Raw genomic sequence first — 13,990 nt, 5'->3', positions numbered from 1 at the left:
AGCCCTTCCTCCTGGACCTCCATCCCAGTTTTTCATTCGTTTTTTTTTGAAATTATCAAGTTATTAGACAGCTTCCAGGGGAAGCCCGGGAGGGGAACCATCTCAGGGATGGAGATTCAAGACGCAGCAGCCAATGACTCCTGGGTCATACCGGTGTTGTTGTGCTTGTCGAGAAACTTGCCAAACTCCTCTCCCGACATGGGACGCCCGAAAAAGTACCCCTGGGCATAATCACAGCCACGGCTGCGCAAATACTCTTTTTGCTCGGGACTTTCGACCCCTTCACCGATCACCTTGCGTTTCATGCTTTTGGCCAGGGTCATGATCGCCTCGACCAGAAGGCCCGTTTCCGGATCCCGGGTCACTTCCGGGACAAAGGCGCGGTCAATCTTGACCCCACTGACGGGCAGCCGTTTCAGGACGCTCAATGACGAGTACCCGGTACCGAAATCATCCAGCCAGAGATTGACGCCCAGACGCTGCAAATGTTCAAGCATGGACATCGCCCGCACCTTGTCTTCGCTCAAAATATTCTCGGTAATCTCCAGGACCAGGGCAGTGGGCGGCAGACCGGTGTCGCGCAAAATTCCGGGAATTTTGTCATCGGTGGAGAGTTCCCGGCAGCGGGTGCAGGAGAGATTCAAGGAGATGAAAAAGTTGGCGTGATGGCTTTTCTGGCTGCGCCACGCCTGGGCCTGCGTACATCCGGTATGCAACATCCACTCGGTCATGGTGGCGATGAGACCAATCTCCTCGGCCATGGGAATAAACAATTCCGGCGAGATGAAGCCCCGTTTGGGATGCAACCAGCGCATATACCCTTCGGCCCCCACAAGAAGGTCTTTTTGTATGTCGAAAATGGGTTGGTAATGGATGACGAGTTCGTTGCGTTCCATGGCGCGATGGAGATCTTTTTCCAGGGCCACTTTTTCCAGGGCTTCGGCCTGCATGTCCGGGGTGAAAAAACGGTAGGCATTACGTCCATCATTTTTGGCGTAATACATGGCGCTGTCGGCGTTGCGCAGCAGTTCATCGAGTTCATTGCCATCGTCGGGAAAGATGGTGACGCCCACGGACCCGGAGATGAAGGCCTCCTGTCCACTCAGGATGAAGGGTTTTGCCAACACCTTTAAAATTTGCGCGGCGACCCGTTCGGCATGCGGTCCACGCGCCATGTCAGGCAGGATGACGGTAAATTCATCCCCCCCCAGCCGGGCCACCGTATCCGATTCACGATGGCAGGAGAGCAGCCGGGCTGAAGCCTCCCGCAAGAGCTGATCCCCGGCGGCATGTCCCAGGGTATCATTGACCCATTTGAACCGATCCAGATCGATGAACATCAAGGCCACACGGCTGCGACTGCGCTTGGCACGGGTCAATTCATGTTGCAGACGGTCCAGGAACAGGGCACGGTTGGGCAATCCGGTCAGGGTATCATAGTTGGCCTGATGCAGGATGCGCTCTTCCGCCTCCTTGCGTTTGCTGATGTCACGAACGAGTGAAATCAGGACCAGTTCTCCACCAATCTGGCAACGCGCCATGGTGATTTCCACCGGCACGACCCTGGAGTCTCGTCGCAACCATTTCATTTCCGTTGGTTGAAACTGCTCAGGTCCCTGCAACAAGGCTTGGACCATGTTTTCCACGGTCGGACGGGAGTCCTGGTGAAACAGGGACAGGAAGGAGCGTTGCGCCAGAATCGCGCCATTCTCTTCTCCCGTCATGGCAGCCGCGACAATGTTGGCAAACAAGACCCGCTCTGCCTTGTGTATCACGACGCCATCAGGCATCTGTTCCGCCAGCATGAAAAAATCAAACGCACCTTGTGGCAGAATATCCTGATTGATCGGAGGGTTTGGCATATTTCCCATTTTGACCCCGTCTCTTTCTTCTTGATTCACCCCACGCAGGAGAGAAAGCTGATTCCCAATACCACATCCTGCCGTCAAGGATTTATCGTATATGGACGCCTTGAACGCCGTTCCCGTTTTGCCTGGCGGGAAACATTCACCAGTTTACAGTATAATGCCATCCCGACACCATGTGAATCATGAACCGAATCGGCACAGCAATCCAGTCCCAAAGCAGAGCCATGATACCCCGAATTGGCATGCTTGAATCCCCCAAAAACCCTGCCAGGAATGCGATGGCGAGGAGATCATTGCCAGGTTCGTTCATGTTCAACCTATGAGGGCACAGGCAGCAACGGTTGCAAAACGGACCAGACATTTTCCATGATCAGTGCATACCCCGCACCATTGGGGTGAAAGCCATCCAAAAGATTGTAGCGGCGTTGGCCGGGTACGCCGGCCAAAAAATCCGGCACCAGGGCAATTCCGTAACGCATGGCCAACTGAGGGAAGATGGCCGCAAATTGTTGGGGATCCCGAACTCCAAAAATGGCCGGGATCGCCAGGCCGCCCAGAATGACCCGACTGCCGGCCTGCTGAAAAGCCACGATAATTTCCGCCAGATTGCCCTCCATGATGGCATGGGGAACACCCAGAAAAGCATCGTTGGCTCCCAGGGCTATGATGGCAAAATCGGGTTGGGTCCGGATGGCTTTTTTCAGGCGTTGCAGGGCATCACCGGTGGTTTCACCAGAGATGCCGGCATTGATGACGCGCAGGGAGTGGCCCTGTTCCCGCAGACGCTGTTGCAAAAAATATGGGTAGGACTCGTCATGCCCGACACCATACCCTTCGGTCAGACTGTCACCAAAACAAAGAATGCCACCCGAACGCAAGCTGCCGATTCCCGGTATGCCAAAGCCTGGCATGGTTGACTCCTTCCTGCATCATGAGCCGTCACGCCGAACCCCTCGGACAAGATTCCCTGTCAGGCGGAACTGGCCTTTTTCAAAAGTATGGTACCCTCGTAGGTATTAAAAATAACTTTACGGCTTGAGGTTCCCCCGACATCCGCTGCGACGATGGGAATACCCTGTTCACGCAGGATATCGCGTGCGGCGTTGATGTTACGTTCGCCGACATTGAGGAGGCCGCTGGAACTTTGCAGGACCGCACCCCCGCCAAAAATTTTGGCTTTCAGGGAGGCTTTCCGGCAACCGATTCCCACCATGGCCTCAATCAGTTTCGTGATGGCGATATTGCCGTATTTGGGGGAAGGGAGGCCATCACCGTTCCAGAGGGGGAGTTTGAAGTGATTCATGCCACCCAACCGCAGGGACGGATCCCACAGGCAGACGGCAATACACGATCCCAATACTGTGGTGATCTTGAATTGCCCTTTTTTGGCAAAAAGTTGTCCCGGCAACAGAAACGGGTCGTTTCCTTTTTGTTGGTTGAGGTCCGAACCCATCAAAAGGCCTCGATTTTCTCATCGTCGAAGAAGAACTCATTGCCATCCACGGAAAAGGCGGCGGCGTCAACATCCATTTCCACTTCCGGAATGGCAATGGTGAATGTGCAACCCGATCGCTGCACTTTCCCGGATTTGTTTTCCACGACTGTGGTGGTATCAGCCCCGAAGGTGGTGTTGTTGACGGAGATGGATCCTTCCAGCATGTCTACGATGGCCTTGGTGATGCTCAGGCCCAGTCCGTGGCCTCGATGGGTTTTGGTGGTTCCGGATTCCAACTGCACAAAGCGGTCGAAAATCCGGCTGATCTGGCTTTTGTCCACGCCGACCCCGGTGTCGGTCACCGAGAGCAGGAGCCGATTGTCCTGGATGCGCAGATCGATATAGATTCTGCCGTCGTCCTTATTGAATTCAATGGCATTGGAGAACAAATTGGCAAAAACCAACTGAAGCTTTTCCGCATCGGTCTTGAAAAAAAGGTGTTCCTTGGCATCAAACTGGGCTTTTCGATTGTATCCGACGGAAAGACGCTTCTGGAGGATGACATGTTCGAAGGAGTCCACAGTTTCCATGACGACCGTATCCACATCCACCACGTTGACATGAATTTCCGTGTCACCTGACTCCAGTTCGGCGGCGGCAAAAATGTTGCGCAGTTGGAAGTCCAGATTGAAAGCCTCGGAATGGATCATGGTGCTGACCGAGGCGACGATTTCCCGGTTAGGCTCTTCCATGGTCATTAATTGCTGGGAGAGACCGAGGATGGAGGTCAACGGATTGTTGATCTCATTCTTCATGTGGGAGACGAAGTTGCTCTTGACCCTTTCGGAAGCTTCAAGTTTTTTGTTGACGACTTCCAGCTTTTTCGTAACCATCTTGACATCGTGGAGGGCCTGCTTGGTACTGTCAAAGCGGGCTTTCAGCTCCTCGATGAGTTCGTCATCCGTCATTCTGCTCACAATGGAATCCCCTGCATATTGAATTCACGACATCCCCCCATTCTAAAGGACAACGAAACAAAGAGCCACCCGTTTGATGGAAAAAGGTGGGATACCGTGAAATCTGTGCCGAGAAAAGACGAAAATCAGGTGGGGAGTCCGGTATGGGAATCAACAAGCAATCCTTTGGCCACTTCGAGTCGTTTGGCGGCACCGGCCAATTTTTCAATCAGGTCGAGACCGAAGAGAAGAGCGGTTCCCGGGCCACGGGAAGTGATGATCCGATCGTCGGTAACCACGGGTGTATCCAGGATGGTCACCGTGGGAAGGGACATTTTTTCCAGAATCCCGGGATAGCTGGTGGCCTTGCGTCCCTGCAACACGCCGGCGTTGGCCAGAACGGATGGGGCCGCGCAGATGGCGGCGACGTACTTGCCGGCGGCAGCCATTTTCTGGAGCAGGGATTTGATGCGCGGATCCTTGTTGAGTCGTTCGGTACCGGGCAGACCGCCGGGCAGAACGATCAGATCGAACTCCTGCCCGATCACCTGATCGAGGGTGGCATCCGGGATCAGGACCACGCCCCGACTGGCCTTGACCGGCTGGTCATCCAGGCCGGCGGAAACAACCTCGATGCCGGCACGGCGGAACAGATCGATCAGGGTGACGGCTTCCAGCTCTTCGCATCCCTGGGCCAGGGGAACCAGAACTCTCTTCATGACACGCTCTCCCTCATGACACACTCTCCCGACCAGGAGCAACTTCAGAAACGCCAGACAACCCGGATGGTCATCATGGCAGGACTTTTTTGAAAGGCTTGACGGTGACCCGGGCGTAGACTCCGGCAGCGACGTAGGGATCCTGATCGGCCCAGGCCTGGGCTTCAGCCAGCGATGCAAAATCGGCCACCACCAGACTGCCGGTAAAACCGGCCTCGCCGGGATCCTCGGCGGATATGGCCGGAAAAGGGCCAGCCAACAACAGACGCCCTTCCCGGGTCAAAATTTCCAGACGCGCCAGATGGGCCGGTCGGACCTGACGCCGCCGGGAAAGAGAGTTCTCCACATCCTCTCCCATGATCGCATAGTACATATTTCTCTCCTTTGTTCGGTGGTGCCATGCCATGACCTGTTCACCTTGAATTTACGGTGGAGCGCATCGTGACAATCGGTCAGGTCATCTTGGGTCACCACCCTTTGTTCCCGGTGACCTGCAAAACAAATCCTACCAGATGCGAGGCTGGAAGGCTGTGTCATTCGCCAGATGCACGGCATCACCGGACTGCACGATCACAAACAAACCTTCGTTCATGGCGTAGCGATCGACACTTTCTTCAATCACAATGCCGGCCACGGCTCCCATCACCCGCCTGTCCGCATATTCCGGGAAAAATTCCTTGAACTCAGTCAATCGCGTCAAATGTTCTCGAACATGATCATGCTTCAATTTGCTTTTGACCTCAACCAAAGCCACCATGCTCGTATTCATGACCAGCAGATCGATTTCCATGTGTCGGTTGCCAGGCAGTTTGGCTTTGATGCGGGGGCTGACTTTGTGAATGGGAATACCTCGTTCGGCAAAAATGGTTTCACAAGCCGGAGCAACCAACCCTTCCACAAACTCCCCCCAGCGACTTCCCAATTGGCCTACCTGTCTTGAAACCTCCTTGACCACGCGGTCGGTTTCAGCATGACTTTCCCGCATTTTTCTTTCGACTTCGGCACTGTTTTCCCGCATTTTTCTCTCGGATTCGGCACTGTTTTCCCGAATCTCCCGCATGATCCTTTCGGTTTCGGCGTGATTCTCCCGCATGATCCGTCTGGTTTCCTGGAGATCATGTTCCAATCTGGCTGCTGATTCCTTGGACCGGGCTTCCGATTCCTTGAATATCCGGTTGGTTTCCTGAAAAAGCTTCCAAATATCATCGACGGTCAAAGTTTGCGACATGGTTTCCTCCTGACAACGGGTCACGATGCTGCCTGTTGGCCAGTGTACCAGAAATGATCCCCCTCAGTGAATGTTTTCAGTGTGCGGTTGACGAAAGCATGCACTCTCTTTGCAAACCCGTTGGGAACTGGGAACCTTGTTTATCCAGCAGTCAAAACAACTCACCTGATTCATGTTATTGTTACATCAACTGCCGTGATTCAAATTGAATATTTGGCTCAATATCCAAAGTTGTTTTTACCACACAGAAACCTGACCTTCCAAGTCGTGTAATGAAAGAATCTGGCAGGGGAGACAATCACTCTGCGTTCCCACAGTCGATATGACCGCGAAATTTCATATCGACTGCGTCCTGAAACCGGTTCGTCACACGATCATGCATCTGGGTCCGGGTATCAGGCAGCCAAAACGGTGATCGAGGCCGTCCATGGTTTGCGCCCTGTTTTCCAGGAGAGACAAGAGCCGATCAATCAATGGTTGCCTGTGCCACAGGGCCGCCCGACGCAACAATTCCAGGGCTTTTTGGTCATCACCGGCCACCATGCAGACCACGGCCTGTTGCAACAGTATCCGACCCTGTTTCCGTGCCTGAAATACGGGGGCCAGGTCGGCACCGCAACGCTGACATTGGCCTGTTTCACCCAGGGTACCTCGACAAATCGGACAACGTTCCACAGCAACTCTCCAACCGGCATCCACTTTCCAGCGTTCCACGGCAACTCTTCAACCGGCATCAACTTTCCAGATAAAACAAAATCTCGGCAAGAGTTTCGCACCCTTTTTTGACGGCTGCCGTATCTCCGGCGGCCAGACCATCCCGGATTTGCTCGACCAGGTTGACCATCTCTTCCCGGTCATCGGGTGTGGCTTGTTCCAGCATGCGTTCGGCTTTTTCCACCAATGCTTTGGCCTGCACCACATCCTGATGGTTCCTGGCAGGGGCCGGAACGGGATTGCCCTGGTCATCGGCATCTTCTGTTACGTCTGCCTCATCTGCGTTGTCAGCAAACAGGGCCGCCACCCGAGAACGGGCTTCGTTCAGGTGTTGTTCGCCCAGTTTGGTCATGGCATTTTCGATGGTGATGTGTTTTTCCAGACCGGTACGCTTTTCCCGGGCAGTCACGCGCAGGATGCCATCCAGGTCGAGGTCCAGGCGCAGAATGATTTCATTGCCGGAGGGTACAGCACTCAACCCCTCGACCCGAAAATCGCCAATCCTGATATTTTGCAGGGCATCCAGATGCTCGCCCTGATAGATGCTCACATCGACGATCTTCTGGTTGTCACTCATGGTGAAATAAACTTCGCTCCTGCTCACCGGAATCGGGGTATTTTTGCGGATGATCGGCGAGAAGACAAAAGGCCGCCAATAACCATCCAGCTCACCGACGACATTGGTGCCGAAAGTGTAGGGTGTGACATCCACCAATACAGAAGAGGCTTTTTCCCCGCCGATCACGGCGGCCTGGATGGCCGCTCCCATGGCCACGCACAGGTCCGGATCGATTTCACTCCGGGGAACCAGACCAAAAACTTCCTTCAAACGCTCGCGAACCAGAGGGGTTCGGGTCGCCCCGCCCACCAGCAAAACCTCATCCATGGCGGAAGCCGTCAGACCCGCCCCGTTCAGGGCCGTATGGACCGCAGCCAGGGTCTCTTCGATGAACGGCGTGATCATCTCCTCGTATTCCTGGCGGGAGAGTTCCTTGACCAGATGGATGGGCTTGCCTGCCTGTTCGGTCAAATATTCTTCTTCGATGGTGGCGAAGGGATGATCGGAGAGTTGACGTTTGCAGGCTTCGGCGCTGCGTAGCAGGCGGGCCATGGCCAGGGCATCGGACTTGATGTCGATCCCCTGCTCCTGTTGCAGATGGGCCACGAGGTGATCGACGATCTTCTGGTCAAAATCGTCGCCTCCCAGATGGTTGTTACCATGACTGGAGATGACTTCCACCACGTCATCCTCGATGCGGACCACAGAGACATCGAAGGTTCCGCCACCCAGGTCATAAACCAGGATGCGGCGGCTGCCCCGATGTCCGGCCTCGTAGGCCAGGGCGGCTGCCGTGGGTTCCTGGATGATGCGCACCACCTCCAGACCCGCAATCTCTCCCGCCTCCCGGGTGGCCTGCCGCTGCACGTCGGAAAAGTAGGCTGGAACCGTGATCACGGCCTTTTGCACGGCATGTCCCAAGGCGGCCTCGGCGATTTCCCGCAGATGGCGCAGAATCATGGCCGAAATTTCCTGGGGCGTATAGGATACGCTCCCCATGGCAACCTGGATGGCCTCGCCCATGCGTCGTTTGATCGACTTGATGGTGCGCTCGGGATGAACGATATACTGGTTGCGGGCGGGTTGCCCGACCAGGAGGGTGCCATCATCGGCCAGTCCGACAAAAGAGGGCACAATGCGTTCACCTGCCGCGTTGGCCAACACCCGCATCTGGCCATTCTGAAACACGGCAACCTCCGAATTGGTGGTGCCCAGATCAATGCCCATGATGATCTCAGTCATTCGATTCACCTTCCCGCCGGTTGACCTTCACCTCTGCCAGACGCAATATATCATTTTCCCAGAAAAATCCCTTGCGGGCTTCCTCAATGACCACACCTTCGGCGACCCCTTCCTGCCAGGCGGTGGCCACGGCCCGCATGCAGTGGGGATCGAGAGGTTCCCCGATGGCCGGAATGGCCCGCACCTGTCGGGCAGCCAGCATGGCATCCAGGCGTTTGAGAACCAGGGTCTGTCCGGCCCGCATGCTTTCCAGCCAGGCCGCTTCCCCGGGAGAAAACCACCGTACCAGACGCGGCAGGCGATGGCTCTCCATGGCCGCCAATCCGGCCTCCATCCGATCCCGGACCTCCAGCATTTCCAACAACCATTTTTTCAACAGGGAACGCAGGCGTCCCTGTTCTTCATCGCGGGTGCGTTCCAGTTCCCGCTGCAAACTTTTCTGGCTGCCATCCACCAGCTCGAACACCTGCCGAAACTGATCCAGGGCGGATTTGACCTGGCGTGATTCGATGCGCACCTCGTTTTTGAGGGCGACCAGCTCGATGAACAGCGCCTGAAGATCAGGAACAACACTGTCGGTCGGAACATCTTCCTCTTTGGACTGCTCCAACAAAACCCGGAACTGTTCCAGCAAGAGTTCTTGGGTCTCCTGCATCACCTGTCACCTCCAATGAAACGATGCTCTTTCAACGCATGACGCAACACATTCAACCATTCACCAATATCAAGACGTTGCGGGTTTCTCTGTCGCAGACAGGCGGTCAACAACGGCGTCACATCGACCTCCGGCGTCGCAAAAAGTTGATACTCCAGGCGTTTCCGCTGATTTTCCAGGGTTTCATAAGCACGCCGTATGACCTGGAATCGTTCCGAATCCCGCTCCGGGGGAAATTCCCGGACCAGTCGCAAATAGGCCTTGCGAATTGCCTCATCGTCGGCATCGACACCCACCCCAAGTATTTTATAGGGATCAACCATGGCTCACTCATCAAAATCCAAATCCAGTTTACGCTGACGGGGGTCTTCAAAACAGGGTTTCCCGGATGGCTCCCTGGACCCTTTCCCAGGTGACTTCCTGGACGGTTTAGCGGACGGTTCACCGGATGACTCCCGAGACGGTTCCCCAGAGGATCCGGAAGGTTCCCCGGATGATTCCCGGGATGGTTCCCCAAAAAATTTGGTCATCTCCTGATCCAAAAAGGCTTCCACGATGAGTTCAACATCCTGCTCAGGCAAGGGAGCCTTCCCAAGTAATTCCATAACCAGATTCCTGGCCAGGGAACGTTCCTTGTGACGCCAACCCGGCAGTGTCTCATCAAGCATCATGCGCAACATCATGAAAACCAGATTATCGGGTGGCAGCGAAGATGCATCAAGGTCATCAAACGCATCTTCATCAAATTCATCCCCGTCATCCTCATCAAAATCACCAAAAAATGGCATTCTGAAGGGCGACGAACCGCTGTCCAGAAGTCTCACGAACCGGTGAATGCGCTCGGCAAGACGATAGTCATTGGAATCCCGTGTCTGTTGCAAAGCCATTTTCAATTTACTCAAATCGGACAAATGAAAATTTTTTCCAATCCCTCTGGTTTTTGCATAGATTTCGTAATATACCCAGACTGGTTGATCAGGCCACGGTCGCGATCCCTGTTTGGCAAAAATTCTCAAAATATCGAAAAGATCATTTTCAAGCCAGAATTCACAGAGCATTTCAAAAGTTTGTCGGGAGCAGGTACCTCGGGCCAGACGTTGCAACTCCTGCTGCACGGGTTCCAGCACCTTTTTGACTGCGGCATCGGTGACAGGCATGGATTCCCGGGCAATCTCCACCATGCGTCCCAGATCGTTCAACTCCCGGGAGGTTTTCAATAATTCGTAGAACGAATTTTGGTAATTTTTCATCATGCTGATGGGCAAATGCAGGCGTCTGGCTTCCACGGCGGCCAGAAAGGCAGCACCCAGAGGCAAATGCAGGGATTGTCCGGTAGCGGACAACAGCTCCCCGGCCACGACCTGGTCACCTTTGATCGTGGCCAACAACGCCCGGAAAATGGTCAAGGTGGCATCGGGGGCATCTGCACGATCCATGGTTCTGGCCTGCTCCACCTCTTTTTCCGCCAGATCCTGACGCCCAGCTTTCATTTGCTTGCGGGCATGCGCAAGATGGGCACGAATCATCTTGACCCGTACCCTGCCGTGTATGGGATCCTGTTCCAGAATTTTGCGGGCCAGATTGGCAGCCTTTTTGAAAGCCTTGGTGGCCAAGGCCAGATCCATGGCCGCTTCCAGTATAGCTGTATCCTGGGGAAAATGGTGCAAGGCTCTGTCAACCCAATGACGACGCTCGGTTGGCTGCGCATCCTGGGCGTGACTGGCCAGCACGGCCAACCAGGTTTCCCGATGCTCCGGATCATGATCCAGGCTCTCCTTCAGTTTCGGGATATGGTCCCTGTCGGATTTTCTGAGCAGTTGCGCCACATGACGACAGATGACAGCCATGCGCAGACGGTTGACCTGGTTGTCAGAGTCCTTGCGCAACATTTCTGCACAAACATTCCAGCCATGCACCGCAGACGACGAAAGCCCTGCACGTTCCTCATGAATGGCCTGCAATCGGTATCGCTGCCACGCAACCAGAGGTCCAAACTGTTTTTCATGGTGCTGCATACCGGAGGGATGGAACGGCAAAAGGGCCAGGCATACCTGCTCGGCTTCCTGCGGGGACCAGGGTGGATTTCTGGCCTTCAAAATCCTGGTGAAAACCTCTTTGGGTTCACCGGCCTTGCCGGCAATATCCCGGAACAGGGACTGATGATGTTCCGACATGCCCAACAGACGTCCGGCCAGACGAAAACCTGGTTCCGACAAGGATTGCAGCACTGTCCCCTGCCTGGCAGGATCATCCCGCATGCTCCTGATCACATCTGCCCACTCCGTCAGCAGGGAGTCCCTGGGAATGGCATCCAAAAGCTGTCCTGCCCGGATTGCATCCGGTTCCAACAGGGCTTGCAGCACGATGCGGCAGCGACGAAAAGGGGAACGCAGGGGAACCTCCCTGAGTTTCTGCCCGGCTGTGGCGTCATCCCCTTTCTGCCAGGCTGTCAGGGCTTGCAGGAGACAATCCCTCTGGGCAGGCAGGGGAGATTTTTCCGGCAGGGCACGCAAGACTTCCGCATCACCCGTCAGGAGAAGAACCGCCAGCCACTCTTGACCTTTTTCCCAGAGATCGGGAAATTCATTGCGCCAGGATGTCTCTTCCGCCAACAGCAATCCCACCCCCTTGCCCACCCATTTGGCCTGCATGAGGAGGGGAAAATAAAGGGTCGGTTCCAGCGGCGGTCCACCCAACTGGAGGGTATTTTCCAGCATGGCAACGGCCTCGGTGAACATCCCCTTGCCTGCCAGCTCCTGCGCCCGGCCATGATAGGCCTTGATCAAAGGCTCCCGATACTGGGCATCTTCCTTGGCCAATGGCTTGAAAAAATCAATAGCCTGCCGCCAACGACCATCCTGAAGGAGCGCGGTTCCATCTTCGGGGCGCATGGGCTGGACAGATTTGACCGCCTTGCCGGCATGTTTCCGTTTTGATCGAGCCATGAATCCAACCCCTACCGTCCAAAAGCCAGCCAATAGACGATGAGGCCAAGAATAACCCGGTAGACCACGAACGGGGTCATGGTGTGGCGGCGCACCCACCCAAGCAGCCAATGAACGACAACCAGGGCAGAGAGGGCTGCAACGACAAAGGCAATACCGATTTTTTCCCAGGCGGCGCTGGTGATGTTGGCGTGCAACAACTCTTTTATGTCCAGGATGGCGGCGGCCACTCCGATGGGAATGGCCAGGAGAAAGGCAAATCTGGCGGCGGCATCCCGATTGAAACCGAGCAGGAGAGCGGCGGTCATGGTGATACCGGACCGGGAGGTTCCGGGAATCAGGGCCAGGACCTGGGCCAGACCGATCAACAGGGCATCGCGCAGGGTCAGCAGAGACAATTGCCGGCTCAGAGAGGCGCGCCGGTCAGCCCACCAAAGCAACATACCGTAAAAAATCAATGTGCTGCCCACAATTTTCGGATCCCGACCAGACCCCTCGACAAAATCCTTGATCACAATTCCGGCCACGCCGGCAGGAATGGTGCCCAGTGCCACGGCCCATGCCAAGCGACCATGGGGATTGTCAGCCAGACCACCCTGGAATGACCTGAACCATCCTGTTGTCAATTCCATGATGTCTCTATGGAAATAAATCATCAGGGCCAACAGGGTCCCGGTGTTGAGGGCCATATCGAACAACAGCCCCTGATCCTGCCATCCCAAAAAATAAGGGACAAGAATCAAATGTCCCGAGGAACTAACCGGCAGAAGTTCGGTAATCCCCTGGATCAGTCCGAGAACGATGCCCTGGATTGCGTCCATGCTTGCCGCCTTTCCTGATGTGTTGATCCGGTTTGCTCAAACCGTGTTGGAGGCCGCGTGATCAATAAAGAATCCGGTTCAAATAGAGACCCTGGGGCGGGGCGGTTGCCCCTGCCCGGGTACGATCCCGATTTGCAAAAATCCTGGCAAACCAGGCAACCGACTCTTTCCCCTGCCCGACCAGAACGAGTGAGCCGACAATATTCCGGACCATATGGTGCAGGAAACTGTTGGCTCCCATGACGATCCGGATCTCTTTTTCCAGACGTTGAATTTCCATGCGACTGACGATCCGGATTGGGGATTTGGCCTGGCATTTGGCGGCACGAAAGGCGGAAAAATCATGGGTTCCCAACAAAACCTGCGCCGCCCGTCGCATTTTGTCCTCTGCCAGGGCAAACGGAACATGCCAAAGACGCCCCCTTTCCAGGGCTGGCGGGGTCTCCCGATCACTGATGCGATAGAAATACTCGCGGTAACGGGCCGAATAGCGGGCATGGAAGGTCCTGGGAACCTGCACGGCGCGCAAGACAGTGACAGCCGGAGGCGTGGTCGAGTTGAGGGCACGCACCAATACTTTTTCCGGACGCGGACGGCACGTATCGAAATGAGCCACCTGGCCCAGGGCATGCACGCCGGCATCCGTCCGTCCCGCACCCATCAGGGTGACGGGATGCCCACACAGCCGCGCCAGTGCGTCTTCCAGGACCCCTTGCAGAGTTGTGCCGGATGCCTGCCGTTGCCACCCTGCAAACCCCTCCCCGGCATATTCAATATCCAGACGAAAACGGACCAGGGACTCAGCCGGAACACCAGCCAGAGTGTCAGCCAAAGACCCGCCCTGAATG

Annotated in this window: 14 protein-coding genes; all 14 read right to left on the bottom strand. The window is 55.4% G+C overall.

The features are described from left to right. Positions 1-116: 116 nt before the first annotated feature. The 14 genes from HQL65_15145 to truA all read right to left on the bottom strand — a co-directional run bounded on the left by HQL65_15145 (position 117) and on the right by truA (position 13,938). Positions 117-1,862 carry an EAL domain-containing protein gene (locus tag HQL65_15145; protein ID MBF0137571.1) on the bottom strand — a complete coding sequence of 582 codons (1,746 nt, stop codon included), beginning with the start codon at positions 1,860-1,862 and terminating at the stop codon, positions 117-119. A 323-nt stretch (positions 1,863-2,185) separates the two neighbouring features. Continuing rightward, positions 2,186-2,779, bottom strand: coding sequence for an arylesterase (locus HQL65_15140; protein ID MBF0137570.1), 594 nt, complete (start codon positions 2,777-2,779; stop codon positions 2,186-2,188). Between the two features lie 59 nt (positions 2,780-2,838). Further along, entirely contained in the window at positions 2,839-3,321 is a 483-nt protein-coding gene (locus HQL65_15135; GenBank protein ID MBF0137569.1) for a chemotaxis protein CheD, read from the bottom strand. Beyond that, on the bottom strand, positions 3,321-4,280 hold the full coding sequence (locus HQL65_15130; protein MBF0137568.1) for a HAMP domain-containing histidine kinase: 960 nt from the start codon (positions 4,278-4,280) through the stop codon (positions 3,321-3,323). Before HQL65_15130 ends, HQL65_15135 begins: the two co-directional genes overlap by 1 nt. Positions 4,281-4,405: 125 nt before the next feature. Then, positions 4,406-4,978, bottom strand: coding sequence for a DJ-1/PfpI family protein (locus HQL65_15125; protein MBF0137567.1), 573 nt, complete (start codon positions 4,976-4,978; stop codon positions 4,406-4,408). A gap of 73 nt (positions 4,979-5,051) precedes the next feature. Then, positions 5,052-5,351, bottom strand: a complete 300-nt coding sequence (locus HQL65_15120; protein ID MBF0137566.1) for a YciI family protein — start codon at positions 5,349-5,351, stop codon at positions 5,052-5,054. A gap of 132 nt (positions 5,352-5,483) precedes the next feature. Continuing rightward, entirely contained in the window at positions 5,484-6,206 is a 723-nt protein-coding gene (locus HQL65_15115) for a DUF3782 domain-containing protein (protein MBF0137565.1), read from the bottom strand. A 366-nt stretch (positions 6,207-6,572) separates the two neighbouring features. Next, on the bottom strand, positions 6,573-6,920 hold the full coding sequence (locus HQL65_15110; GenBank protein ID MBF0137564.1) for a hypothetical protein: 348 nt from the start codon (positions 6,918-6,920) through the stop codon (positions 6,573-6,575). Positions 6,921-6,939: 19 nt separating this feature from the next. Next, positions 6,940-8,721: an Hsp70 family protein gene (locus HQL65_15105; protein MBF0137563.1), complete on the bottom strand. Its 1,782-nt coding sequence runs from the start codon at positions 8,719-8,721 to the stop codon at positions 6,940-6,942. Then, positions 8,714-9,376, bottom strand: coding sequence for a nucleotide exchange factor GrpE (gene grpE / locus HQL65_15100; protein ID MBF0137562.1), 663 nt, complete (start codon positions 9,374-9,376; stop codon positions 8,714-8,716). The genes HQL65_15105 and grpE overlap by 8 nt, the downstream gene beginning before the upstream one ends. Continuing rightward, the gene (locus HQL65_15095) at positions 9,376-9,699 is read right to left on the bottom strand and encodes a J domain-containing protein (GenBank protein ID MBF0137561.1); all 324 of its coding nucleotides are present in this window, start codon (positions 9,697-9,699) and stop codon (positions 9,376-9,378) included. Before HQL65_15095 ends, grpE begins: the two co-directional genes overlap by 1 nt. Before the next feature lie 3 nt (positions 9,700-9,702). Continuing rightward, entirely contained in the window at positions 9,703-12,321 is a 2,619-nt protein-coding gene (locus HQL65_15090) for a hypothetical protein (GenBank protein MBF0137560.1), read from the bottom strand. An 11-nt stretch (positions 12,322-12,332) separates the two neighbouring features. Continuing rightward, complete coding sequence (locus HQL65_15085) at positions 12,333-13,142, bottom strand: undecaprenyl-diphosphate phosphatase (protein MBF0137559.1); 810 nt, start codon at positions 13,140-13,142, stop codon at positions 12,333-12,335. 61 nt (positions 13,143-13,203) lie between these two features. Next, entirely contained in the window at positions 13,204-13,938 is a 735-nt protein-coding gene (gene truA, locus HQL65_15080; protein MBF0137558.1) for a tRNA pseudouridine(38-40) synthase TruA, read from the bottom strand. Positions 13,939-13,990: the final 52 nt, after the last annotated feature.

It is taken from the genome of Magnetococcales bacterium (genome assembly GCA_015228935.1).
Classification (GTDB): Bacteria; Pseudomonadota; Magnetococcia; order Magnetococcales; family DC0425bin3; genus HA3dbin3.
Note: the sequence above shows the minus strand (reverse complement) of the source record. Positions and strands in the feature narration are given on the sequence as shown.

Bases quoted from the DNA above. Each gene is read 5' to 3' on its own strand.
- HQL65_15145 (MBF0137571.1), bottom strand. From the start codon at position 1,862: ATGCCAAACCCTCCGATCAATCAGGATATTCTGCCACAAGGTGCGTTT.
- HQL65_15140 (MBF0137570.1), bottom strand. From the start codon at position 2,779: ATGCCAGGCTTTGGCATACCGGGAATCGGCAGCTTGCGTTCGGGTGGC.
- HQL65_15135 (MBF0137569.1), bottom strand. From the start codon at position 3,321: ATGGGTTCGGACCTCAACCAACAAAAAGGAAACGACCCGTTTCTGTTG.
- HQL65_15125 (MBF0137567.1), bottom strand. From the start codon at position 4,978: ATGAAGAGAGTTCTGGTTCCCCTGGCCCAGGGATGCGAAGAGCTGGAA.
- HQL65_15120 (MBF0137566.1), bottom strand. From the start codon at position 5,351: ATGTACTATGCGATCATGGGAGAGGATGTGGAGAACTCTCTTTCCCGG.
- HQL65_15115 (MBF0137565.1), bottom strand. From the start codon at position 6,206: ATGTCGCAAACTTTGACCGTCGATGATATTTGGAAGCTTTTTCAGGAA.
- HQL65_15105 (MBF0137563.1), bottom strand. From the start codon at position 8,721: ATGACTGAGATCATCATGGGCATTGATCTGGGCACCACCAATTCGGAG.
- grpE (MBF0137562.1), bottom strand. From the start codon at position 9,376: ATGCAGGAGACCCAAGAACTCTTGCTGGAACAGTTCCGGGTTTTGTTG.
- HQL65_15095 (MBF0137561.1), bottom strand. From the start codon at position 9,699: ATGGTTGATCCCTATAAAATACTTGGGGTGGGTGTCGATGCCGACGAT.
- HQL65_15090 (MBF0137560.1), bottom strand. From the start codon at position 12,321: ATGGCTCGATCAAAACGGAAACATGCCGGCAAGGCGGTCAAATCTGTC.
- HQL65_15085 (MBF0137559.1), bottom strand. From the start codon at position 13,142: ATGGACGCAATCCAGGGCATCGTTCTCGGACTGATCCAGGGGATTACC.